This is a genomic window from Kitasatospora sp. NPDC058444 (assembly GCF_042721415.1).
Taxonomy (GTDB): Bacteria; Actinomycetota; Actinomycetes; order Streptomycetales; family Streptomycetaceae; genus Kitasatospora.
The window spans coordinates 173,741-194,971 of record NZ_JBHXLL010000009.1 but is presented as its reverse complement, the minus strand read 5'-3'; the positions used below and the strand labels follow the sequence as shown (position 1 = coordinate 194,971).

17 protein-coding genes and 2 tRNA genes are annotated in these 21,231 nt (G+C 75.1%); 13 read left to right on the top strand and 6 right to left on the bottom strand.

Going from position 1 to position 21,231, the window contains the following annotated elements:
- The first annotated feature begins 106 nt into the window (after positions 1-106).
- From ACFWP2_RS13580 to ACFWP2_RS13570, 3 genes are read left to right on the top strand one after another with little or no spacing between them, the layout of a single operon-like run.
- Complete coding sequence (locus tag ACFWP2_RS13580) at positions 107-1,342, top strand: hypothetical protein (protein WP_380450530.1); 1,236 nt, start codon at positions 107-109, stop codon at positions 1,340-1,342.
- Positions 1,339-2,937 (top strand): hypothetical protein, encoded by a 1,599-nt coding sequence (locus ACFWP2_RS13575; RefSeq protein WP_380450529.1) that lies wholly within the window; start codon positions 1,339-1,341, stop codon positions 2,935-2,937. Before ACFWP2_RS13580 ends, ACFWP2_RS13575 begins: the two co-directional genes overlap by 4 nt.
- 8 nt (positions 2,938-2,945) lie before the next feature.
- Positions 2,946-4,313, top strand: a complete 1,368-nt coding sequence (locus tag ACFWP2_RS13570; protein WP_380450567.1) for an AAA family ATPase — start codon at positions 2,946-2,948, stop codon at positions 4,311-4,313.
- Positions 4,314-4,337: 24 nt separating this feature from the next.
- On the opposite strand, the gene ACFWP2_RS13565 is transcribed toward ACFWP2_RS13570, so the two are convergent.
- Positions 4,338-4,664, bottom strand: coding sequence for a hypothetical protein (locus ACFWP2_RS13565; protein WP_380450528.1), 327 nt, complete (start codon positions 4,662-4,664; stop codon positions 4,338-4,340).
- A 266-nt stretch (positions 4,665-4,930) separates the two neighbouring features.
- On the opposite strand from ACFWP2_RS13565, the gene ACFWP2_RS13560 reads away from it, so the two are divergent.
- The 3 genes from ACFWP2_RS13560 (at position 4,931) to ACFWP2_RS13550 (ending at position 6,165) form a co-directional block, all read left to right on the top strand.
- The gene (locus ACFWP2_RS13560; RefSeq protein WP_380450527.1) at positions 4,931-5,284 is read left to right on the top strand and encodes a hypothetical protein; all 354 of its coding nucleotides are present in this window, start codon (positions 4,931-4,933) and stop codon (positions 5,282-5,284) included.
- Between the two features lie 136 nt (positions 5,285-5,420).
- Positions 5,421-6,023 (top strand): bifunctional DNA primase/polymerase, encoded by a 603-nt coding sequence (locus ACFWP2_RS13555; protein ID WP_380450526.1) that lies wholly within the window; start codon positions 5,421-5,423, stop codon positions 6,021-6,023.
- 68 nt (positions 6,024-6,091) lie between these two features.
- A tRNA-Lys gene (locus ACFWP2_RS13550) sits at positions 6,092-6,165 on the top strand.
- 109 nt (positions 6,166-6,274) lie between these two features.
- On the opposite strand, the gene pgi is transcribed toward ACFWP2_RS13550, so the two are convergent.
- Complete coding sequence (pgi, locus tag ACFWP2_RS13545) at positions 6,275-7,936, bottom strand: glucose-6-phosphate isomerase (protein ID WP_380450525.1); 1,662 nt, start codon at positions 7,934-7,936, stop codon at positions 6,275-6,277.
- Between the two features lie 197 nt (positions 7,937-8,133).
- The gene (locus tag ACFWP2_RS13540) at positions 8,134-9,717 is read right to left on the bottom strand and encodes a Na+/H+ antiporter (RefSeq protein WP_380450524.1); all 1,584 of its coding nucleotides are present in this window, start codon (positions 9,715-9,717) and stop codon (positions 8,134-8,136) included.
- A gap of 190 nt (positions 9,718-9,907) precedes the next feature.
- Here ACFWP2_RS13540 and ACFWP2_RS13535 point away from each other — a divergent pair, with 190 nt between their 5' ends.
- The 4 genes from ACFWP2_RS13535 (at position 9,908) to ACFWP2_RS13520 (ending at position 12,765) form a co-directional block, all read left to right on the top strand.
- Positions 9,908-10,816 (top strand): NADP-dependent oxidoreductase, encoded by a 909-nt coding sequence (locus ACFWP2_RS13535; protein WP_380450523.1) that lies wholly within the window; start codon positions 9,908-9,910, stop codon positions 10,814-10,816.
- 73 nt (positions 10,817-10,889) lie between these two features.
- Positions 10,890-10,963 (top strand) — tRNA-Lys (locus tag ACFWP2_RS13530).
- 201 nt (positions 10,964-11,164) lie between these two features.
- Entirely contained in the window at positions 11,165-12,136 is a 972-nt protein-coding gene (locus ACFWP2_RS13525; protein ID WP_380450522.1) for a GlxA family transcriptional regulator, read from the top strand.
- Entirely contained in the window at positions 12,136-12,765 is a 630-nt protein-coding gene (locus tag ACFWP2_RS13520) for a DJ-1/PfpI family protein (protein ID WP_380450521.1), read from the top strand. Before ACFWP2_RS13525 ends, ACFWP2_RS13520 begins: the two co-directional genes overlap by 1 nt.
- Positions 12,766-12,770: 5 nt before the next feature.
- On the opposite strand, the gene ACFWP2_RS13515 is transcribed toward ACFWP2_RS13520, so the two are convergent.
- Both ACFWP2_RS13515 and ACFWP2_RS13510 read right to left on the bottom strand, forming a co-directional pair.
- Positions 12,771-13,961, bottom strand: coding sequence for an MFS transporter (locus tag ACFWP2_RS13515; protein ID WP_380450520.1), 1,191 nt, complete (start codon positions 13,959-13,961; stop codon positions 12,771-12,773).
- A 111-nt stretch (positions 13,962-14,072) separates the two neighbouring features.
- Positions 14,073-15,815 (bottom strand): chitinase, encoded by a 1,743-nt coding sequence (locus ACFWP2_RS13510; RefSeq protein ID WP_380450519.1) that lies wholly within the window; start codon positions 15,813-15,815, stop codon positions 14,073-14,075.
- 200 nt (positions 15,816-16,015) lie between these two features.
- On the opposite strand from ACFWP2_RS13510, the gene ACFWP2_RS13505 reads away from it, so the two are divergent.
- Positions 16,016-19,237 (top strand): S41 family peptidase, encoded by a 3,222-nt coding sequence (locus tag ACFWP2_RS13505; RefSeq protein WP_380450518.1) that lies wholly within the window; start codon positions 16,016-16,018, stop codon positions 19,235-19,237.
- A gap of 64 nt (positions 19,238-19,301) precedes the next feature.
- Here ACFWP2_RS13505 and ACFWP2_RS13500 read toward each other — a convergent pair whose 3' ends face one another.
- Positions 19,302-19,514 (bottom strand): hypothetical protein, encoded by a 213-nt coding sequence (locus ACFWP2_RS13500; RefSeq protein ID WP_380450517.1) that lies wholly within the window; start codon positions 19,512-19,514, stop codon positions 19,302-19,304.
- A 189-nt stretch (positions 19,515-19,703) separates the two neighbouring features.
- Between ACFWP2_RS13500 and ACFWP2_RS13495 the strand changes: the two genes are divergently transcribed.
- Both ACFWP2_RS13495 and ACFWP2_RS13490 read left to right on the top strand, forming a co-directional pair.
- The gene (locus ACFWP2_RS13495; protein ID WP_380450516.1) at positions 19,704-20,510 is read left to right on the top strand and encodes a phosphoribosyl-dephospho-CoA transferase MdcG domain-containing protein; all 807 of its coding nucleotides are present in this window, start codon (positions 19,704-19,706) and stop codon (positions 20,508-20,510) included.
- A 178-nt stretch (positions 20,511-20,688) separates the two neighbouring features.
- Entirely contained in the window at positions 20,689-21,228 is a 540-nt protein-coding gene (locus ACFWP2_RS13490; RefSeq protein WP_380450515.1) for a carboxymuconolactone decarboxylase family protein, read from the top strand.
- The last annotated feature ends 3 nt before the right edge of the window (positions 21,229-21,231 follow it).

Sequence of the window (21,231 nt, the reverse complement as noted above, 5' to 3'; positions counted from 1 at the left end):
CACGGTCCGCCGGGCGCCCCCTTCCGGGCCCGCGGTGTGCCGTCCGGTCGTCCGACGGCCGGTCCGCACCGCGTTGTCGGACCCGGATGCGACACTGGGCCGCACCATGAACGTCTCGACGAACGTCCCGCCGGGCGGGCCCGCTGAGCCGCTCGCCCAGCGGCTCGCGGAGCTGCGCGGACCGGCCCCGCAGCGCAGTCTGAACGCCCGCTCCCTCGCCGCGCTCGCCGCCAATCCGGGCTGCCACCGCCGTGCCGTGCTCGACGCGGCCGGGGTGGACAAGTCGGCGCTGGCGGCCCGGCTCGGCCGCCCCGCCCCCTTCGGCCAGTCCCCCTTCGCCATCGCCCGCGGCGTGATCTTCGAGTCCCGGCTGAAGGCGGACGGCTACGCCGCGCTGCTGGAGCCGCTCCGCCACCACCTGGGCGTCCCGGCGGACGACCGGACCCCGCTCCAGGTGCCGGACCTGCTGCACCGCTCCGGCCCGGCCGTCCGCGCCGACCGGACGGCCGAGGCGCTGGCCCGGGCCGCCGCCGACCCGGAGGCCTGGACGCTGCTCGACCACCCGATGCTGCGCCTGGGGGTGGCCGGCAGCACCGCCTACCTGGAGCCGGACGCGCTGGTGGTGCACGGCGGGCGGTGCACCGTGGTCGAGATCAAGTCCTTCCCGGTACTGGACGGCAGCGCGGACCCGGCCAAGGTCGGCGCCGCCGCCCGGCAGGCCGCCGTGTACGTGCTGGCGCTCCAGCAGGCCGCCGCCGCGGCGGCCGGGCAGCCGCTCGCCGAGGACCCGTACACCGAGCAGCGGCTTCCGGGCAGTCCGCGCACCGGCGTGCTGCTGGTCTGCCCGAAGGACTTCGGCAACCGGCCGACCGCGGTGGCCGTCGACGTCCGCCGCGAACTGGCCATCACCCGGCGCCAGCTGAGCCGGCTGACCGGCATCGGCCGGCTGCTGGAGGCGCTGCCGTCGGGGACCGACTTCGACCTGGCCGCCGACGAGGAGGGCGCGCCGGCCCGGACCGCCGAGCAGCTGGCCGCCTCGGTCGAGGCGGTGCCCGCCGCGTACAGCCCGGACTGCCTGTCCACCTGCGAACTCGGCTTCCACTGCCGCGCCCGGGCCCGCTGCGGCGACCGGGTCGAGCAGCTCGGCCGCGGCGTGCGCGGCGAACTGGGCAGCATCCGTACGGTCGCCGAGGCGCTGGCCGCCGCCGGCACCAAGAGCGAGGACCTGGACGGCGCGGACGACGCCGCCGAGCGCCTCGCCTACGCGGCCGCGCTGCGCGCCGAGGCCCTGGGCGCCGCAGCCCTGGGCGCCGCGGCCACGGCCCCGGGGGCGCACGCATGAGTCTGCTCACCACCCTCGCCCGGCTGGAGGCCGTCCGCAGCGGCCGGGCCGAGCCGCTGGCCACCGTCCGGCACCGGCACCTGTCCGACCGCCCGATGGTGCTGGTCCCGCTGACCGCCGCCGGCGAGTCCGGCGCGCCGCTCGCGGTGATGCTCGGCACCGACCGGGACGCGCCCCGGCTGCACCTGGTGCCGCAGCCGCTCAACCGCACCCTGCGGTTCGACTTCCTGGCCGAGCTGGCCGCCGACCTGCTGCCCTACCTGGAGTCCTTCGCCGAGGACGTGGAGCAGATCGAGGGCTCCGAGAAGGATCCGGAGACCGGCGAGAAGACCCAGGTGTTCCGCGAGCTGTGCGCGGACGCCCCGCAGCTGATCGTGCCGAACAGCGCGGGCGTGCGCCACCTCGCTCTGATCGGCCGCTCGACCCGGTTCCGCCGCACCGCCGAGGACGAGGAGCCGGGCCCGTACCCGGCGCCGGTCCGGGTGCCGCTGCTCGGCCGCTGGCTGACCCACCTCACCGACCGCGCCCAGGTGCCCGGCTCCTCGCTGCTGCTGCCGATGACCGGTCTGCTGGCCCGGCACTGGGCGACCGGCCAGAGCCACCTGGAGGACCAGCACCTGGCGGCCCGGCTCGCCTGGCACCACCCGCCGGCCGGCCTGACCGGCGCGCGGGCCGCCGAGCTGGCCGAGTCCGCCCGGGACGACCGGGGGCAGCTGCTGCACCCGCCGGCCGGACCGGCGACCGACCCCCGCTTCGACGAGTCCGTGCTCGCCCCGGCGATCGCCCGCTACGACTCCGCGGTGGGCGCCCTGCAGCACAGCACCGAGGAGCGCGACGAGGCCGCCGCCGCACGTGCCCGGGCGGCCGTGCGGGCCGCGGTGGCGGCGCTGGAGGAGGCGCTGTCGTCCGTCCTGCTGCCCACCTGGCGGGACGTCTGGCGGGGCCTGGACCTGCTGCGCGCCCTGCCGCCGGCCGGCCACCTGGAGGAGCGCTGGACCGGCGACCGCTGGTCCTACACCGGCCACCGGGACCGGCTGGCGGCCGGCGAGCCGCCGCAGCCCCGGCAGGACGACGCCGTCACCGCGGCCCGCAAGCTCGCCCAGCGCGAGCGCGAGCAGGCCCGGCTCGACGTCCAGGAGGCGCTGGACGACCCGCTGGCGATGGCCGAGCACCGGCTGGCCGGCGAGGCGTTCAGCGGCGTGGTCACGGAGGTGGTGCCGGACTGGGACACCGCCGGCCGCTCCCCCAAGCCGCGCCCGCTGGTCACCCTGCGCACCGTCGACCGCCCGCACGCGGACCTCGGCCGTGAGGTGCACCGCGTGCACGGCCCGTCCGCGCAGAAGGCGGAGATCGTCGCGGTGGACGCCGCCGAGGGCACCCTCACCCTGCGGGTGCTCTCCGGCATGGGCCGCAGGAAGGACCCGGAGCCGGGCAGCCTGCCCGAGCCCGGCGAGTCGGTCACCTTCACCCTGTTCGAGCTGACGGTGCGCCAGTCCGCGCCGCTGCCCGAGCCGGACGACACCCCCTGGACCCACGGGGGCCCGCCCGGCGCCGCGCCCGTACCCGCCCCGTCCGTCTCCGAGGAGTGGGAGTGAGCCGTCCGATGATCCCCGAGCAGACCCCGGGCGAGCAGGCCCCGGGCGAGGCCGCCGACGCCGCGGTGGCCAGGATCCTGGCCGCCACCGTCCGTCCGCCGGCCGGCGCCCCGCGCGGTGTGGTGGTGGACTCCCCGCCCGGCGCCGGGAAGTCGACGCTCGTGGTGCGGGCCGCGCGCGAGCTGGTCGAGGCCGGCGAACGGCTGATGATCGTCGCCCAGACCAACGGCCAGGTGGACGACCTGGTCGGCCGACTGGCCGGGAAGGCGCCGGAGCTGACGATCGGCCGGCTGCACGCCGCGGACTCCCGGCCCGGCCCGGAGGTGCTGAAGCACGCCAACGTCACGCCCTCCGACAAGGTCGCCGACCTGGTCGAGCACGACGTGGTGATCTCCACCTCGGCCAAGTGGCAGTGGGTGCGGGCCGAGGCCCCGTGGCGGCACGCGATCGTCGACGAGGCGTACCAGATGCGCTCCGACGCCCTGCTCGCGGTGGCCCGGCTGTTCGAACGGGCGCTGTTCGTCGGCGACCCGGGCCAGCTGGACCCGTTCACCGTGGTCGGCACCGAGCAGTGGGCCGGGCTGTCGTACGACCCGTCCGGCAGCGCGGTGGTCACCATGCTGGCGCACAACCCGGAGATCGAGCCGCACCGGCTGCCGGTCTCCTGGCGGCTGCCCGCCAGCGCCGCTCCGCTGATCTCGCGGGCCTTCTACCCGTACACGCCGTTCCGCTCCGGCACCGGCCCGGACGACCGCCGGCTGACGGCCTCCGTGCGCGCGGACGGCTCGGCCCTGGACGCGGTGATCGACCGGGCCGCCGAGCACGGCTGGGCCCTGCTGGAGCTGCCGGCCCGGCACACCGTACGGACCGACCCGCAGGCCGTGGCGGCCGTCGCGGCCACCGTCCGCCGGCTGCTGGAACGGGGGCTGACCGCCCACTCCGAGCAGGGCGGGACCCCGCTCACCGCGGACCGGGTCGCCGTCGGCACCGCCCACCGGGACCAGGCGGCGGCCGTGCGCGCGGCGCTGCTCAAGGCGGGCGTGCCGGTGGACGGCGCGGCCGGTCCGGCCGTCACGGTGGACACCGCCAACCGCCTCCAGGGCCGCGAGTACGACGTCACCGTGGTGCTGCACCCGCTCTCCGGGCGTCCCGACGCGACCGCCTTCCACCTGGAGACCGGCCGGCTCTGCGTGCTCGCCTCCCGGCACCGGCACGCCTGCATCGTGGTGGCCCGGGCCGGGATCGCCGAGCTGCTGGACGAGCACCCCGCGACCGAGCCGGTGCAGCTGGGCGTCCCGGTGGCCTTCCCGGACGGCTGGGAGGCCAACCACCAGGTGCTGGACCACCTGAGCGGCCACCGGGTCCGCCTGCGCTAGCCAGTCAGCTGGGTAGGGCCTGGGTCAGTCCTCGGTCTCGCAGACCGCGAAGGCCACCACCGCGCCCCGCTCCGCCCGCGCGCTCCACCCGCGTGCGTCGGCGGTGGGGCCGTTGGTGCGCACCGGGCCGTCCGCGTCCGGCTGGAGCCGGTAGCCGCCGCCGGTCAGGTGGGTGCCGGACGGGCAGGTCGCCGTCGAGACGCCGCCCGGGCCGCTCGGATCCCCGGCGACCACCAGCGCCTCCTCGGCGGCCGCGGCGGGCGGGGCGACGGAGGCGGCGGCCGCGGACAGCGCGCCCAGCAGGGACAGGACGGACAGGGCGGGGGCCGCGAGGCTCCTTCTCACGCGCATGGGGGTGCTCTCCAGCTTCGTCGGACGGCCGGGTGCACCGGCGCTTCCGGGCACCGACCGGGTACACCGGGACAACCGGTTCGCCTGCGATCCGGAAGCGCAGCGCGCGGGGCACCCGTCCGGCGCGCGCCGGGGAATAGCGCTCGCGTGCGCACCGTTCCGCTACCGGCCACCGCCGCGAGACAATGGACGGCGGCCCCGACCGGGCGGCGCAGCCCGGAGCAGATGTCCTTCCACCCCCACCCGAGACCCGGAGGTGTCCGTCCATGCCCGACTCCCCAGAGTCGTCCGAACCCACCAGGCGCCTGCGTCCGGTGCAGCTGCTGTTCGAGCCGCAGTCCGCCGAACCCGAGCCGGAACGATTCTTCGACCTGGAGTCGATCGAGGACCCGGCGGAGCTGCTGCGCCGCTCCACGGAACTGGCCCTGGCCTTCCGGGCCGCCGCCGAGCGGGCCACGGACTTCCAGGCGGTCGCCGCCGCGCAGCTCGCCGACCCGCGCCGGTTCGACGCGCAGTCCGACGCCGAGATCGCCCAGCGGGCGGACTGGACCCCGGACTACGCCGCCAAGATGATCGAGTACGGCCGCACCCTGCTCCAGCCGCGCCGGCACGAGGACTGAGCCCCCCGCGCCCGCCGGCCGGACACGGGCCGCCGGCATATGCGCGGCGGGGAAGGGTACGCCGCCGCCCGCCACGCTGTCCGGCGAACCGCGCTTTCCGTCCCGGCCCGGGCGTGCGCCGCACAGGCTGCTCCCCGTGGAGATCTGGACACCGCAGTCGGTGACGCAGCAGTCGGTGAGGTACCCGTCGGTGATGCAGCCGTCGGTCGAGTACGTCGGCGCGGCCGGGGAGGCCTGGCTCGCCTCCGCCAGCGAGTACCCGCGCAGCATGCGCGCCCTGTGGGAAAGCCGCCCGTGGGCACCGTCGGTGCTGCCCTGCGGGCGTGCCTTCGACGTGATCAGCATGCCGGCGCTGTTCGGCCGCCGGGTGCTGGACGAGCTGTGGGCCTCCGGGCCGGGCTGCGGGCCGGTGGCCTCCCACCGGGGGCGGCTGCTGCTGTTCGTCCAGCCGGGTGCGGCGCCCCGGCTGCGCCGGCTGCTGGCCTGGGAGGAGTGGGCCCGGGACGTGCCGCCGCTGCTGTGCCACGGCAAGGGCGACACGGTGACCGTGCCGCCGCTGCAGCGGATGGTGAACAGCCCGGACTCCCCGGGGCAGGGCGCCGGCCGGTGGATCGTCGCACCGGAGCGGCGCGACCCCCGGCTGCCCGGCGCCGCGGTGGTGCTCTGGGCCTGCGTCCGGGCGGCGCGCGAGGAGGGCGAGCCGGTTCCCGCCAGGGCGGCCGTCGTGACCGGGGGGTGAACGCGGGGCGGCCGGTATTCGATTTTGGCTCGGCCGCAGGGCGCTGCTAGAGTCTTCTCTGTCAGCAGGCGCCGCTAGCTCAGTTGGTTAGAGCAGCTGACTCTTAATCAGCGGGTCCGGGGTTCGAGTCCCTGGCGGCGCACAGACAGCCGGAAGGCCCTTCGCGAGAGCGAAGGGCCTTCCGGCGTTTCCGGCCTCCCCCAGCTCGGGCCGACCGGGCCGACCGCCGGAGCGGACGGCCCGACCCGGGCTCAGCGGCCGCGCAGCGCGCGGTAGCGGGCGACCAGCTCCGCGGTGGAGCTGTCCAGCTGCTCGGCGCCCTCGCCGGTGAGCAGCACCGGCTCGATCCGCTTGGCGAGCACCTTGCCCAGCTCGACGCCCCACTGGTCGAAGGAGTCGATGTTCCAGACCGCGCCCTGGACGAACACCTTGTGCTCGTACAGCGCGACCAGCTGGCCGAGCACCGAGGGGGTCAGCTCGCCGGCCAGGATGGTGGTGGTCGGGTGGTTGCCCTTGAAGGTCTTGTGCGGGACGAGCTCGGCGGGCACGCCCTCGGCCGCGACCTCCTCCGGGGTCTTGCCGAAGGCCAGCGCCTGGGTCTGGGCGAAGAAGTTGGCCAGCAGCAGGTCGTGCTGGGCGACCAGGCCGGGGAGCAGGTCGGCGACCGGCTTGGCGAAGCCGATGAAGTCGGCCGGGATGACCTTGGTGCCCTGGTGCAGCAGCTGGTAGTAGGCGTGCTGGCCGTTGGTGCCGGGGGTGCCCCAGACCACGGGGCCGGTCTGCCAGTCCACCGGGGTGCCGTCGCGGGTCACCGACTTGCCGTTGGACTCCATGTCCAGCTGCTGGAGGTAGGCGGTGAACTTGGACAGGTAGTGCGAGTAGGGCAGCACTGCGTGCGCCTGGGCGTCGAAGAACGCGCCGTACCAGACGCCGAGCAGGCCGAGCAGCAGCGGGACGTTCTGCTCGGGCGGCGCGGTGCGGAAGTGCTCGTCGACCAGGTGGAAGCCGTCCAACATCTCGCGGAAGGCGTCCGGGCCGATGGCGATCATCAGCGAGAGGCCGATCGCCGAGTCGTAGGAGTAGCGGCCGCCCACCCAGTCCCAGAACTCGAACATGTTGGCGGTGTCGATGCCGAAGTCCTGCACGCCCTGGGCGTTGGTGGACAGCGCGACGAAGTGCTTGGCCACCGCGTCGGTGCCGGCGCGCAGCCCGGTGAGCAGCCAGTCGCGGGCGGAGACCGCGTTGGTGATGGTCTCGATGGTGGTGAAGGTCTTCGAGGCGACGATGAACAGCGTCTCGGCCGGGTCGAGGTCGCGGACCGCCTCGTGCAGGTCGGCGCCGTCCACGTTGGAGACGAAGCGGACGTCGAGGTCGCGCTTGGCGTACGAGCGCAGCACCTCGTAGGCCATCGCCGGGCCGAGGTCGGAGCCGCCGATGCCGATGTTGACGACGGTGCGGATCGGCTTGCCGGTGTGGCCCTTCCACTCGCCGCCGCGGACCCGGTCGGCGAAGGCGGCCATCTTGTCGAGGACCGCGTGCACCTCGGGCACCACGTTCTCGCCGTCGACCTCGATCACGGCGCCGCGCGGGGCGCGCAGCGCGGTGTGCAGGACGGCGCGGTGCTCGGTGTTGTTGATCTTCTCGCCGCGGAACATGGCGTCCCGCAGCTCGGCGACGCCGGTGGCGGCGGCCAGCGCGCGCAGCAGCTCCAGCGTCTCGTCGGTGACCAGGTGCTTGGCGTAGTCCACGTGCAGGTCGCCGACCTGGAGGGTGTGGCGGCGGCCGCGCTCGGGGTCGGCGGCGAACAGCTCGCGCAGGTGGGTGTCGCCCAGTTCGGCCCGGTGCTTGGCCAGGGCGGCCCACTGGGGGGTGCGGTCCAGCGGGGTGCGGGCGTCGGCGCGGGTCTCCGACATCGGTGGGTCCTCGATTCATCTGGGTGCAGAAACCGGCAGGGCCAGGCGTGAGGGTTCGCCGAGGTCGTGCAGGTACTGGTGGTGTGCCGACTCCGTTGACGGCCTGCCCGGGTTCAGCCTATGCAACCCCGGAGCCGGTCACGCGCATTCCGCCCCGCGGACGCGGACGGTGCGCCCGCGGGGGTTTGGACGCCCCGTCACTTCCGTTCGGAACGCAGGTCGAGTCCGCGCAGCACCTGGTCGACCAGCTCCGGATCGGCGCCGAGTTCGCTGCGGGCGGCGAGCATCTCGCGGCGGGAGGCGGCGATCATCTCCTGTTCGACGTCCCGGGCGGCGCGCCACTGGGCCATCCGCAGCTTGGCCTCGGCGGCCTCCTCCTCGGCGTAGTTCTCCGGGCAGAGCCGGGCCAGCCGGTCGTGCTGACGGTCCCGCAGGCGGTCGGCGACCTCGGAGGGCAGCCGGTCCTGCTCCTCCAGCTCGCCGAGCCGCGTGAGCCCGGCCTTGGCGGCCCGCCACCAGAGCCGGCGCACGGCCTGCTCGTGCTTGTCCTGGTCGATGTCCAGCTCGAACCGCTTGGCCAGCCAGGGCAGGGTGAGGCCCTGCACCAGCAGGGTGAAGAGCACCACGCTGAAGGCGATGAAGACCAGTCGGCCGCGCTCGGGGAAGTCCTCGCCGGAGTGCAGGGTGAGCGGGATGGCGAGCGCCAGGGCGACGGTGGCCACGCCGCGCATGCCGGACCACCAGAGGATCACGCTCTCCTTCCAGCTGAACGGCGTGTCCTCGTCGTCGCCGGAGCGCAGCTTCTTCGACAGCCAGCCGGCCGGCAGCAGCCAGAGCAGCCGGACCAGGACGACCACCGCGATGACCACGGCGGCGTCGCCGAGGAACCCGGTCCAGCCGTTGCCGGCCTCCTTGAGCACGGTGGCCAGCTCCAGGCCGATCAGGCCGAAGGCGACGCCGGTGATCAGGATCTCGACCACCTCCCAGAAGGCGTTGCCGACCAGCCGGTAGGCGACGGCGTCCGCGTCGGAGGCCCGCTCGGCGAGGTAGAGCGCGCAGACCACGACGGCGAGCACGCCGGAGCCGTGGATCTCCTCGGCGAGGGTGTAGGCGGCGAAGGGCACCAGCAGGTTGAGCGCGACCTGCTGGGTCGGGTCGTCCAGGCGCTCGGCGAGCTTGGTGTTGACCCAGCCGAGCGCGACGCCGACCACCACGGCCAGCACCGCGGACAGCACGAAGCGCAGCACCGCGTCGCCGGCCGAGAAGTCGCCGCTGACCATGGCCTCGATGGACAGCGAGTAGATGACGATCGCGGTGACGTCGTTGAACAGCCCCTCGCTCTCCAGGATCGCCACCAGGCGGCGGGGCAGCCCGACGCTCCCGGCCACCGCGACGGCGGCGACCGGGTCGGGCGGGGAGACCAGGGCGCCGACCGCGATGGCGGCGGCTAGCGGCAGGGTGGGCAGCAGCCAGTGCACGGTGCCGGCCACGGCGACCGTGGTGACCGCCACCAGGGCGACCGCCAGCAGCAGGATCGAGCGGGCGTTGGCCTTGAAGTAGCGCACCGAGGAGCGCCGGGCCACCGCGAAGATCAGCGGCGGCAGGACCAGCGGCAGGATCAGCTCGGGCTCGACGGTGACGTCCGGGATCTGTGGGACCAGTGCCATGACGATGCCGAGCAGGGTCATCAGCACCGGTTGTGGCACTCCGGTCTTCCGTCCGAGCGGCATGGTCACCACGGAGGCGAGCAGCACCAGGAAGAACAGGGGCAGCTGGCCCACGGGGAGGTTCCTCTCGACGACGGACGGCTGAGCGCCGCCCAGGATAAATCTGACAATGCGCCCATCGGTGTCGACACGCTGAACGGGGGCTTGACCTCAAGCGCACTTCAGGTCGGATCATCGTCGGCACCGGAAGGATCGAAAGCGATCGACGGGGATCAACGGCGGACGAGAAGGGGCGGGAACAGGCATGAAGGCGGTCACCGTGACGGGGAACGGCGGTCCGGAGGTCCTGCGGGTCGCCGAGGTGCCCGACCCGGCGCCCGGGCCGGGCGAGGTACGGGTCCGGGTGTACGCCGCGGGCGTGCAGCCGGTGGACCTCGCGATCCGCGAGGGGTTCCGCCCGCCGGGAGCGGCGGTCGAGCCGCCGTTCGTCCTCGGCAACGAGTTCGCCGGGGTGGTGGACGCCCTCGGCCCGGACGCCGGGGACTGGCGGGTCGGGGACGAGGTGCTGGGCTTCCGGCTGCTGGGCTCCCAGGCCGACCTGGTCGTGGCGGACGCGGGCCGGCTGGTGGCCAAGCCGGCCGGGATGCCGTGGGAGCAGGCCGGCTCGCTCTCCGCCTCCGGCCAGACCGCGCACGTGGCGCTCACCGCGCTCGGCGTCGGCCCCGGCGACACCGTGCTGGTGCACGGCGCCGCGGGCGGGGTCGGCACGGTCGCCGTCCAGCTGGCCCGGGCCTGGGGTGCCACGGTGATCGGCACCGCGAGCGAGCGCAACCACGGCTACCTGCGGGAGCTGGGCGCGGTGCCGGTCACGTACGGCGAAGGGCTGGTCGAGCGGGTCCGGGCGGTGGCGCCGCAGGGGGTGACCGCGGCCTTCGACGCCGCCGGGCGGGGCGCCCTGGAGGCCTCCGTCGAACTGGTCGCCGACCGGGACCGGATCGGCACCGTGGTCGACTACCCGGGCGCCGAGCGGCTGGGCGTCCGGGGGCTGCGGGGCGAGCGGACGGCCGGGCGGCTGGCCGAGCTGGCGGAGCTCTGGGAGTCCGGCGGGCTGCGGCTGGAGGTCGAGGAGTCGTTCCCGATCGAGCGGGTCGCCCAGGCCCACCGGCTGGTCGGCGCCGGGCACGTCCGGGGCAAGGTCGTGCTGACCATGTGAGCGCGCCGGGCACCCGCTCCGGGCCGATTGTGAGTTTCGGCTGCTGACCAGGTAATGTTCTCCACGTCAGCAGGCGCCGCTAGCTCAGTTGGTTAGAGCAGCTGACTCTTAATCAGCGGGTCCGGGGTTCGAGTCCCTGGCGGCGCACAGACAGCCGGAAGGCCCTTCGCGAGAGCGAAGGGCCTTCCGGCGTTTCCGCGTCCGCCTGCCTGCCTGCCTGCCTGCGCGGAGCACCTCACCCGCCCGGAGCAGCCCGCCCGGCGCGGTCCGTCCGACCGCGCGGCCGATGGCAGGAAAGGTGGGAAACCGGTCATTGCTGCCACCGCCTCCCGTTGGGAGGCTGGTCGCATGAGAGCGCGCAGCGTGGTCATCGTCCTCTTCGAGGGCGTGCAGAGCCTGGACGTGACCGGCCCCCTGGAGGTGTTCGCGGGTGCGGTCCAGGCCTCCGGGCGGCGGGACGCGTACCGGGTGACCACCGCCTCCCCGGGCGGGGCGCCGGTGCGCAGCCACAGCGGACTGCGGCTGCTGCCGGACGCGGACCTGGCCGAGGTCGGGCCGGTGCACACCCTGGTGGTTCCGGGCGGGGAGGGCACCAGGCTCGTGGACCCGGCCCTGGTGGCGCGGATCCGGGAGCTGGCCGGACGGGCCGAGCGGGTGGTGTCGGTGTGCACCGGCGCCTTCCTGCTCGCCGAGGCCGGACTGCTGGCCGGGCGCCGGGCGACCACCCACTGGGCCTACGGCGAGGAGCTGGCCCGGCGGTTCCCGGACGTCGAGGTGGACCCGGACCCGATCCACGTCCGGGACGGGCGGATCGCCACCTCGGCCGGGGTCACCGCCGGGATCGACCTGGCGCTGGCCCTGGTGGAGGAGGACCTCGGGCGCGAAACGGCCCTGCTGGTCGCCCGCCACCTGGTGGTCTTCCTGCGCCGGCCGGGCAACCAGGCCCAGTTCAGCACCCAGCTGGCCGCCCAGGTGGCGGCCCGGCAGCCGCTGCGCGAGGTGCAGCGGTGGATCGCCGAGCACCCGGAGGCCGACCTGTCGGTCGAGGCGCTGGCCGGACGGTCGGCGCTGTCGCCGCGGCACTTCGCCCGGGCCTTCGCCGCCGAGGTGGGGGTGACCCCGGGCCGGTACGTGGACGGGGTCCGACTGGAGGCCGCCCGGCGGCTGCTGGAGGACACCGACGACGGCATCGAGGAGATCGCGCGCTCCTGCGGCTACGGCACCCCGGAGGCGATGCGGCGCGCCTTCGTCCGGGCCCTGGCCGCCCCGCCCGCCGAGTACCGACGCCGCTTCCGACCCGAACCGACCGGAGGTCACTGATGCGCATCGCCATCCTGCTCTACCCCGACTTCACCACCCTGGACGCGGTCGGCCCGTACGAGGTGCTGTCCCGGCTCCCCGGCGCCGAGGTCGTGTTCACCGCCGCCGAACGGGGGCCGGTGCGCAACGACGTCGGCAGCCTGTCGGTCACCGCCGAGGCCGCCCTGCACGAGGTGGACTCGGCCGACCTGCTGCTGGTGCCCGGCGGCCCCGGCACCCGGGCCCAGCTGACGGACGAGGCCGTGCTCGACTGGGTGCGGCGGGTGGACGCGACCACCACCTGGACCACCTCGGTCTGCTCCGGCTCGCTGATCCTCGCCGCCGCCGGGCTGCTGGAGGGCCGCCGGGCCACCAGCCACTGGGGCGTCCTGGACGAGCTGCCCCGGTACGGGGCGGTGCCGGTCGGGGACGAGCGGGTCGTCATCGACGGCAAGTACGCCATCGCCGCCGGGGTCTCGGCCGGCATCGACCTCGCGCTGACGCTGGCCGGCCGGATCGGCGGGGACACCACCGCGCAGGCGATCCAGCTGCTGATCGAGTACGACCCGCAGCCGCCGTACGCCTCGGGCGCGCTCGCGAAGGCGTCGCCCGAGGTGGTCGAGGCGGTGAACCGGCTGATGCAGGACTAGCAGGACTAACCGCGAACGGAGGGGAAGGCGTGGCGGCGGGCGGCGGTGGCCACGGCGAGGACGGGGAGCATCAGCGCGAGCACCGTCCAGGGCAGGGCGCCGGTGCCCAGTCCGCTCAGGAGCAGGCCGCCGACCACGCCACCGCCCGCCATCGCGGCGTTCCACAGGGTCACCAGGACGGCCTGGGCGGTGTCCGCCCGCTGCCCGCCCGCGTCGCCGAGCGCGGTCTGCAGCAGGGTCGGGGCGCCACCCCAGCCCAGGCCCCAGAACACCGCCGCGACGTACACCGGCGGCGCGCTGCCGGAGGCCACCGCGAGGACGGCCGCCGTCAGCGCGACCAGCAGCGCGCCGCCGATCGTCAGCCACCGCAGCCGGCGGTGGATGTGGGCGCCGATCAGCCAGACGCTCGCCAGCGAGGCCAGCCCGAAGACCAGCAGCACGGTGCCGGTGGCACCGCCGAGGCCGGCCCGCTCCAGGAAGGGCGCGATGTAGGTGAACAGGATGGTGTGCGCGAGCACCCAGAGCACCATCACGGTGAGCACCGGCCGCACGCCGGGCACGGCGAGCGCCTCCCGGACCGGTGCCCGCCCACCGGCGGGCTGCCCGGGCTGGTCCGGCAGCAGTGCCGCGATCCAGCCGATCACGCCGACCGCCAGTGCCGTCATGGCCAGGAAGGGCACCCACCAGGCGAGTACCTGCCCGAGGAACGTGCCGACCGGCACTCCCAGCGACAGCGCGACCGGCACACCCGCCATCGCCACCGCCATCGCCCGGCCCTGCTGCTCCACCGGCACCAGCCGGCGCGCGTACCCCGCGAGCAGGGCCCAGGCGAGGCCGGCCGCGACGCCCGCGAGGAAGCGGGCGGCCAGCGTGAGCGGGTAGCTGGTGGAGACCGCGGTGACGGTGTTGGCGAGCACGAAGCCCGCCATCGCGGCGAGCAGCAGCCGCTTGCGGCCCCAGCCGGCGGTGGCCGCGCTGAGCGGGATCGCGGTGGCGGCGGAACCGATCGCGTAGACGGTGACGGTCTGCCCGGCCGCGGACTCGCTGACCCCGAGTGCCTCGCTCATCCCGGGCAGCACGCCGGCGGGCAGGTTCTCGGTGAGGCCGGTGACGAAGACGGCGGTGGCCAGGGCGAGCAGGGCCGAGAGCGGAAAAGGCTTGAGGGGTACCGGAGTTGTGAGCTGTGTGGTCGCCATGGGGACCATGCTCGGACCTCACACCAGTGTCAGGTTCAAGCATGGTCCCGTCGGGCCGGCGGGCCGGCGGCTCGGCAGCTCACCGAGTCACCGGATCACCGAGTCACCGAGTCACCGGCCGAAGTAGGTGTTGAAGTTCCTGGAGAACTCCTGACCGCCGAACCGGTCCCAGTTGATCGACCAGGTCATCAGCCCGCGCAGGTTCGGCTGCGCGCCCGAGCGCGGCACGTACGTCCCGCAGTTGGTCAGCTTGGTCAGGCAGTCGAGCGCCTTGTTCACCTCGGCCGGGGCGACGTAGCCGTTGCCCGCGTTGGTGGTGGCCGGCATGCCGATGGCGACCTTGGAGGCGGGCAGCGCCGGGAAGACGTTGTTGGCGTTGCCCGCCACCGGGAAGCCCTTGAGCAGCATGTCGGTCATCGCGACGTGGAAGTCGGCGCCGCCCATCGAGTGGTACTGGTTGTCCAGGCCCATGATGGAGCCGGAGTTGTAGTCCTGGACGTGCAGCAGGGTGAGGTCGTCGCGCAGCGCGTGGATGACCGGCAGGTACGCCCCGGCCCGCGGGTCCTGGCCGCCCCAGGGGCCCGATCCGTAGTACTGGTAGCCGAGTTGGACGAAGAAGGTCTCCGGCGCCATGGTCAGCACGAAGCCCGGGCCGTACTTGGCCTTGAGGGTCTTCAGCGCGGAGATCAGGTTGACGATGACCGGGCTGGTCGGGTTCCTGAAGTCGGTGTCGCCGGTGTTGAGGGAGAGCGAGTGCCCCTCGAAGTCGATGTCCAGGCCGTCCAGGCCCCACTTGTCGATGATCGACGAGACCGAGCCGACGAAGGCGTCCCGGGCGGCGGCGGTGGTCAGCTGGACCTGGCCGTTCTGGCCGCCGATCGAGATCAGCACCTTCTTGCCCTGGGCCCGCTTGGCGGCGATCGCGGCCTTGAACTCCTCGTCCGACTCGACGCCCGGGCACTCGGTGGCCGGGCAACGGTTGAAGCGGATGTCGCCGGAGGTGACGGAGGTGGGCTCGCCGAAGGAGAGGTTGATGAAGTCCCAGGAGTTCGGGACGTCGGCCATCCGGGTGTAGCCGGCGCCGTTGGCGAAGCTCGCGTGCAGGTAGCCGACCAGGGCGTGGCTGCCGGCGGGCGGGCTGGTGGGCGTCCCCGTCGGGGTGCCGGTCGGGGTGCCCGTGGGCGTGCCCGTGGGCGTCCCCGTCGGGGTGCCGGTGGGGGTCCCGGTCGGGGTGCCCGTGGGCGTGCCCGTCGGGGTCGCGGTCGGCGAGGCGGTGGCGGTGGCCGTGACGGTGGGCGTCGGCGTGGGGGTCGGGCTGGGCGCGCCCGGGCCGTCCAGCGAGATGTCGTCCGCGTAGTACGTGCCCTGGCCGTACCAGCCGTGGGTGTAGACGGTGGCGCTGGTCTGGTTCGCACCGGTGGTGAAGCTGAGGCTGAGCTTCTGGTACGAGCCGCCGGTGCCGGGCGTCCAGGTGCTCGGGCCGCCGCCGTCCACGCCCAGGTAGACGTACGAGCCGTTGACGAAGGCGCTGAGCGTGTAGGTGGTGTTCGGGGCGACGGTGACGGTCTGGCCGCACTGGGCGGTGTCGCCGGCCGTGGCGGCCGCGGCGAGCGCGCGGCCGCCGCCGTGCACCGGGGCGGTGACGACGCTGCCGGAGTTTCCGGTGCAGCTCCAGGGTCCGAGCGAACCGGACTCGAAGCCGCCGTTGACCAGGAACTCGCCGGCCGAGGCGGCGGGCGCCAGGCCCAGCGTGACGCCGACCAGGGTGGCCGCGGCGACGGCGGAGGCGGTTCCGGCGGCGACGGCCGCGCGGCGGCTGCCGGCCGGGGTTCCGGGGGTGGGTGTTCTGCGCATGCGGGCGCTCCTGCGATGGCGCGGTCGTGGGGGACGTCCGAGGGCACGCCGGAGCACGCGCCAGTGGGGGGAACGGCCCGGCCTGGCACCCAAGTTGGACTAGACCACTGAAGTGGATTCGGCGGGGCGGTGTCAATGGTCCAGACCGGTTCCCGGCTTCTCCGGTTGCCGGGGGTGACACCCCGTCGAAGGATGGAGGGGTGACCCCGCCCGGCTACCTCCGCTACCCCCACCTGCACGGTGGCCTGCTCGCCTTCACCGCCGAGGACGACGTCTGGGTCGCCCCGCTGGACCCCGACGGCGCCGGCACCGGCCGCGCCTGGCGGGTCGGCTGCGACCGCACCCGGGTCAGCCACCCCCGCTTCTCCCCCGACGGCACCACCCTCGCCTGGACCAGCTGGCTCGCCCTGACCCCCGAGGTGTGGACCGCCCCGGTCGAGGGCGGCGAAGCCTCCCGGCTCAGCTTCTGGGGCAGCCAGGACACCCGGGTGCGCGGCTGGCTGCCGGACGGCGAGGTGCTGGCCGTCACCTCCTTCCACGAGCCCTTCGGCCACTACACCTGGGCGCACGCCCTGCCGCCGGACGGCTCCCCCGGCCGCCGGATGCCCTGGGGCCCGGTCGGCGACGCCCAGATGAGCCACGAGCGGACGGTGCTGCTCACCGGCGCCGCCCCGCACGAGCCCGCCGCCTGGAAGCGCTACCGGGGCGGCGCCACCGGCCGGCTCTGGGTGGACGGCGAGCGGATCCTGCCCGGACACACCGGCCACCTCGCCTCGCCCATGCCGGTCGGCGGCCGGGTCGCCTTCCTCTCCGACCACGAGGGCATCGGCAACGTCTACTCCTGCCGCCCCGACGGCACCGACCTGCGCCGGCACACCGACCACGCCTCCTACTACGCCCGCGAGGCCGCCAGCGACGGCACCCGGATCGTCTACCAGCACGCCGGCGACCTCTGGCTGCTGGACGGCCTGGACGCCCCCGCCCCGCGCCGGCTGCACGTCCCGCTCGGCGGCGCCCGGGCCGGCCGCCGCCCGTACCAGGTCGGCGCCGCGAGCCAGGTCAAGGACCTCGCCTGCGACCAGACCGGCCGGGCCGGGGTGATCACCGTGCGCGGCAGCCAGTACTGGCTCACCCACAAGGACGGCCCGGCCCGCGCGCTCGCCGACACCCCCGGGGTGCGCACCCGGCTGCCGGTGGTGCTCGGACACACCGGCGAGGCGGCCTGGATCACCGACGCCGAGGGCGCCGACGCGATCGAGGTGGTGCCGCTGCCCGGCCACGCCGAGCCGCCGGGCCACGGCGGGCCGCGCAAGCACCGTCACCGGGTGCTCGCCGCCGGGCGGATCGGCCGCGTCCTGGAGCTCACCGCCTCCCCCGACGGCAGCCGGCTCGCCGCCACCACCTCGAACGGGCGGCTGCTGCTGGTCTCCGCCGACGACGGCGAGGTGCGCGAGGTGGCCGCCTCCGGCTACGGGCCGCTCTCCAGCGCCCGCTTCTCCCCCGACTCGCACTGGATCACCTGGTCCGAGCCGGTCGCCGGGCGTTCACTGCGCCGCATCCGGCTCACCCGCGCCGACGCGCCCGCCGCGACCACCGACGTCACCGACGGCCGGTTCGAGGACGAGCAGCCGGTGTTCACCCGGGACGGCCGCTACCTGGCCTTCCTGTCCTGGCGCGGCTTCGACCCGGTCCACGACGTGCACACCGGCGACCTCTCCTTCCCGCTCGGCTGCCGCCCGTACCTCGTCCCGCTGGCCGCCGACACCCCCTCGCCGTTCTCCGCCCCGCCCGAGGACGGCGCCCCGCACGGCGACGGCGACGGCACCGTCCGGGTCGACCCGGACGGCATCGGCGAACGGCTGCTCCCGTTCCCGGTGATCGCCTCCAAGTACTCGGCCACCGACGCGGTGCGCGGCGGCCTGGTCTGGCTGCGCTGGCCGATCTCCGGGACCCTCGGACAGACCTTCGCCAGCCCGGAGGACACCTCGGGACGCCCCTCACTGGAGCACTTCGACCTGACCCGGGGCACCCGCAGCACCCTGGCCGAGCGGCTGGACGGCTACGCGGTCTCCGGGGACGGCGGCTCGATCGCGGTCTACTCGGCCGGGACGCTGCGGGTGGTCCCGGTCGGCGCACCCTCCGCCGGGACCACCGTCGACCTGCGCCGGATCACCCACACCGTGCACCCGGCCGCCGAGTGGCGCCAGGCCTACCACGAGGCGGCCCGGATCGTCCGGGACCAGTTCTGGGACGAGCGGATGTCCGGCCTGGACTGGCCCGCGCTGGTCGCCCAGTACGAGCCGCTGCTGGACCGGGTCTGCTCCCCCGACGACTTCGCCGACCTGCTGCGCGAACTCCTCGGCGAACTCGGCACCTCGCACGCCTACGTCACCCCGTCCCGGCGCGCCGAGGGCCCCACGCTCGCCCAGCAGCCGCTCGGCCTGCTCGGCGCCAACGCCCGCCACGCCCCCGACGGCCGCTGGCTGGTCGACCGGGTGCTGCCCGGCGAGACCTCCGACCCGCGCGCCCGCGCCCCCCTGGCCGCCCAGGGCGTCCGGGACGGCGACGAGCTCCTGGAGGTCGGCGGCCGCCCGGTGGACCCGCTGCGCGGACCGCTGCCGCTGCTGGCCGGCACCGGGGGCTCGACGCTCGAACTGGCCCTGCGCGGCGGTCCGGACAGCCCGGTGCGGCGGATCGTGGTCACCCCGCTGACCGACGAGCGGCCCATCCGCTACCAGGACTGGGTGACCAGACGACGCGCCCTGGTGCGGGAGTTCAGCGACGGGCGGTGCGGCTACCTGCACATCCCGGACCTCGGCGGCTCCGGCTGGGCCCAGTTCAACCGGGACCTGCGGCGCGAGCTGGACAAGCCCGCGCTGGTCCTGGACGTACGCGGCAACGCCGGCGGCAACGTCTCCGAACTCGTGCTGGAGAAGCTCTCCCGGCACGTCCTGGCCTGGGACTTCAGCCGGGACCGCCGGCCGGTGCGCTGGCCCCGGCACGCACCGCGCGGACCGCTGGTGGCCCTGGCCGACGAGGCCACCAGCTCGGACGGCGACGTGATCATCGCGGCGATCAAGCTGCTCGGGCTCGGCCCGGTGATCGGCACCCGCACCTGGGGCGGGGTGGTCGGGATGACCGGGCGCCACACCCTCGGCGACGGCACCCAGATCTCGGTGCCGAAGAACGCCTCCTGGTTCGGCGGCGGGCTGGGCTGGTCGGTGGAGAACCGGGGCGTCGAGCCGGACGTGCACGTGCTGCGCACCCCGCGCGACTGGGCCCGGGGGCGCCACCCGGAACTGGTCGCGGCCGTCCAGCTGGCCCTGGAGCTGCTGGAGGACGCCCCCGCCGCGGCGCCCCCGCCGGAGTCCACGCCCCGGCCGGACCTGCGGCGACCGCCGCTGCCGCCGCGCACGAGGTGACCCCCGCACGCCGCGGACGAGGCGGTCCGCAGGACGGGGCGGGCCCCGGTACGGGTCCCCGCGCTCAGCCCCAGGGGTCGCCCTCGGCGGTCATGTTCTCGGCGGCACGCCGGTCGTCCTCCTCCTGGGCGAGCCGCTCCTGCTGCTCCCGGGTGCGTTCGACGTCGTCGCCGTACGCGTCGGCGGCCTCGTCGTGGGCCAGGGCGGCGCGCTGGGCGGTCTCCTGCCCGGCGGCCTCGTGCTGCTGCCGGTGGAACAACCTGTCGAAGATGCCCATGACTCCTCCAAACGGGATGGACGGGAGGTCGGAATATCCGGGCTGCCCCCACTCTCACACCGGGTGCGCACGGGCGCACCTTGAGCCTTTGGTCCCTGGTGGACGCGCCCAACGGCCGTAGCCGCGGGCCCCCGGCCGGGCGCAGATTGGGGCCGTCGGCGAAATCGACGCCACCCCCTGGAGCCCGCTGTGACCGTCGTACATCCCGGAAGCCACGCCCGGCGCACCGCCGAGGACCCGCACGACGGACCGCGCCGGCGGGTCGGCCCGCTGGCCGCGCTCGACGGCCGGCTGCCCGGCGCCCACGACCTGCTGCTGATGCAGTGCCCCAGCTCGCTGCGGCCCCTCGCGGGCGGCGAACTGCCGGACTGGGCACGGGCGGTGCTGCGGGCGCACCCCTGGGTGACGGTCGGCCGGGCGCCCGCCGTGGCCGGCAACCCGGTGGACCTGCCGCACCCGCAGCGCTGCACCCGGGACCCGGAGGCGGCGCCCGAACTGTGGTTCCCGGTCACCGTGCGCGGCCCGCGCCCCGGGCAGCGGATGGACGCGCTGGCCCCCTGGGCGGCGGTGGCCCGGACGCTGCGGCCCGAGCAGCTCCCCGAACGGCGCGAACGCCTGGCCCCCGAGCGGCTGGCCGGCATCCCGGCGCTGGCCCTGCTGCCGGAGGTCGGCCGGCTGGTGGCGGACCACCGGCTGCCCTGGGGGCCGATCGGCGCGGTCGGCTACGAGCTGGGCAGCGGCGTACCCGTGAGCGGACCGCTCAGCCCGCTGCGGCTGGTGCTGCGCTGCCCGCAGCCGATCAGCCGGCGCGACGCCCTGCAGCTGCGGCGGGCACTGACCAAGCTGCCGGTCCCCGTGCAGGCCGAACTGGAGACCCGGCACGGCTCGGTCCAGCTGGCCGAGTACGCCTCCGGCGCCCACGGCCTCACCCTGCTCACCCCGGACGGGCCCCGCGAGGTCCACGACCCGTGGTTCCCCCGGGGCCCGTTCGGCTGACCGGGCGAACCGGGCGGCCGTCTGCGGGCGGGCTGGTCCGGTCGGGCGGCTGGGTCTCGGGCGACTGCGGGGTGGGCCCGATCCCGCCGGGACCAGGGCAATCTCGGAGTTGGCGCGACGGTGCGACACTCGCGACGATGGAGTGTCCTCCGCCCGTTCCACACAAGGGAGTTGCCCCGTGCCGCACATCGCGATCGACAACGGACAGCCGGGAATCAGCGGTCTGCTGGCGCTGCGCCCGGACACCGCCGCCCCGCTGGGGATGCTCGCCGACGCGCTGCTGCGGGACCCGGCCCCGATGAGCCGGGGCGAGCGCGAGCTGGTCGCCGCCTACGTCTCCCGGCTCAACGGCACCCGCTTCTGCGAGGGTTCCCACAGCGCCTTCGCCGCCGCGCAGTTGGACGGCGGCGAGGAGCTGGTGAAGGCGGCCCTGACCGACCCCTCGTCCGCGCCGCTCACCGAGCGGATGCGGGCCCTGCTGCGGATCGCGGCGGAGGTGCAGAAGCAGGCCAAGCCGGTCTCCCGGGAGGCGGTGGCGGCCGCCCGCGCGGCCGGCGCCGGTGACACCGAGATCCACGACACCGTGCTGATCGCCGCCGCGTTCTGCATGTACAACCGGTACGTCGACGCCCTGGACACCGACCTCCCCGAGGACCCGGGCTACTACGCCGAGGGCGCGAAGCGCATCGTCGAGGCCGGCTACGGCCTCGAGAGCTGAACC

What these genes read in the sequence shown, in the direction of transcription:
- ACFWP2_RS13520 (WP_380450521.1), top strand. Translation starts at nt 12,136, where the DNA reads ATGCGCATCGCCATCCTGCTCTACCCCGACTTCACCACCCTGGACGCG.
- ACFWP2_RS13580 (WP_380450530.1), top strand. Translation starts at nt 107, where the DNA reads ATGAACGTCTCGACGAACGTCCCGCCGGGCGGGCCCGCTGAGCCGCTC.
- ACFWP2_RS13510 (WP_380450519.1), bottom strand. Translation starts at nt 15,815, where the DNA reads ATGCGCAGAACACCCACCCCCGGAACCCCGGCCGGCAGCCGCCGCGCG.
- ACFWP2_RS13560 (WP_380450527.1), top strand. Translation starts at nt 4,931, where the DNA reads ATGCCCGACTCCCCAGAGTCGTCCGAACCCACCAGGCGCCTGCGTCCG.
- ACFWP2_RS13515 (WP_380450520.1), bottom strand. Translation starts at nt 13,961, where the DNA reads ATGGCGACCACACAGCTCACAACTCCGGTACCCCTCAAGCCTTTTCCG.
- ACFWP2_RS13570 (WP_380450567.1), top strand. Translation starts at nt 2,946, where the DNA reads ATGATCCCCGAGCAGACCCCGGGCGAGCAGGCCCCGGGCGAGGCCGCC.
- pgi (WP_380450525.1), bottom strand. Translation starts at nt 7,936, where the DNA reads ATGTCGGAGACCCGCGCCGACGCCCGCACCCCGCTGGACCGCACCCCC.
- ACFWP2_RS13575 (WP_380450529.1), top strand. Translation starts at nt 1,339, where the DNA reads ATGAGTCTGCTCACCACCCTCGCCCGGCTGGAGGCCGTCCGCAGCGGC.
- ACFWP2_RS13500 (WP_380450517.1), bottom strand. Translation starts at nt 19,514, where the DNA reads ATGGGCATCTTCGACAGGTTGTTCCACCGGCAGCAGCACGAGGCCGCC.
- ACFWP2_RS13565 (WP_380450528.1), bottom strand. Translation starts at nt 4,664, where the DNA reads ATGCGCGTGAGAAGGAGCCTCGCGGCCCCCGCCCTGTCCGTCCTGTCC.
- ACFWP2_RS13535 (WP_380450523.1), top strand. Translation starts at nt 9,908, where the DNA reads ATGAAGGCGGTCACCGTGACGGGGAACGGCGGTCCGGAGGTCCTGCGG.
- ACFWP2_RS13525 (WP_380450522.1), top strand. Translation starts at nt 11,165, where the DNA reads ATGAGAGCGCGCAGCGTGGTCATCGTCCTCTTCGAGGGCGTGCAGAGC.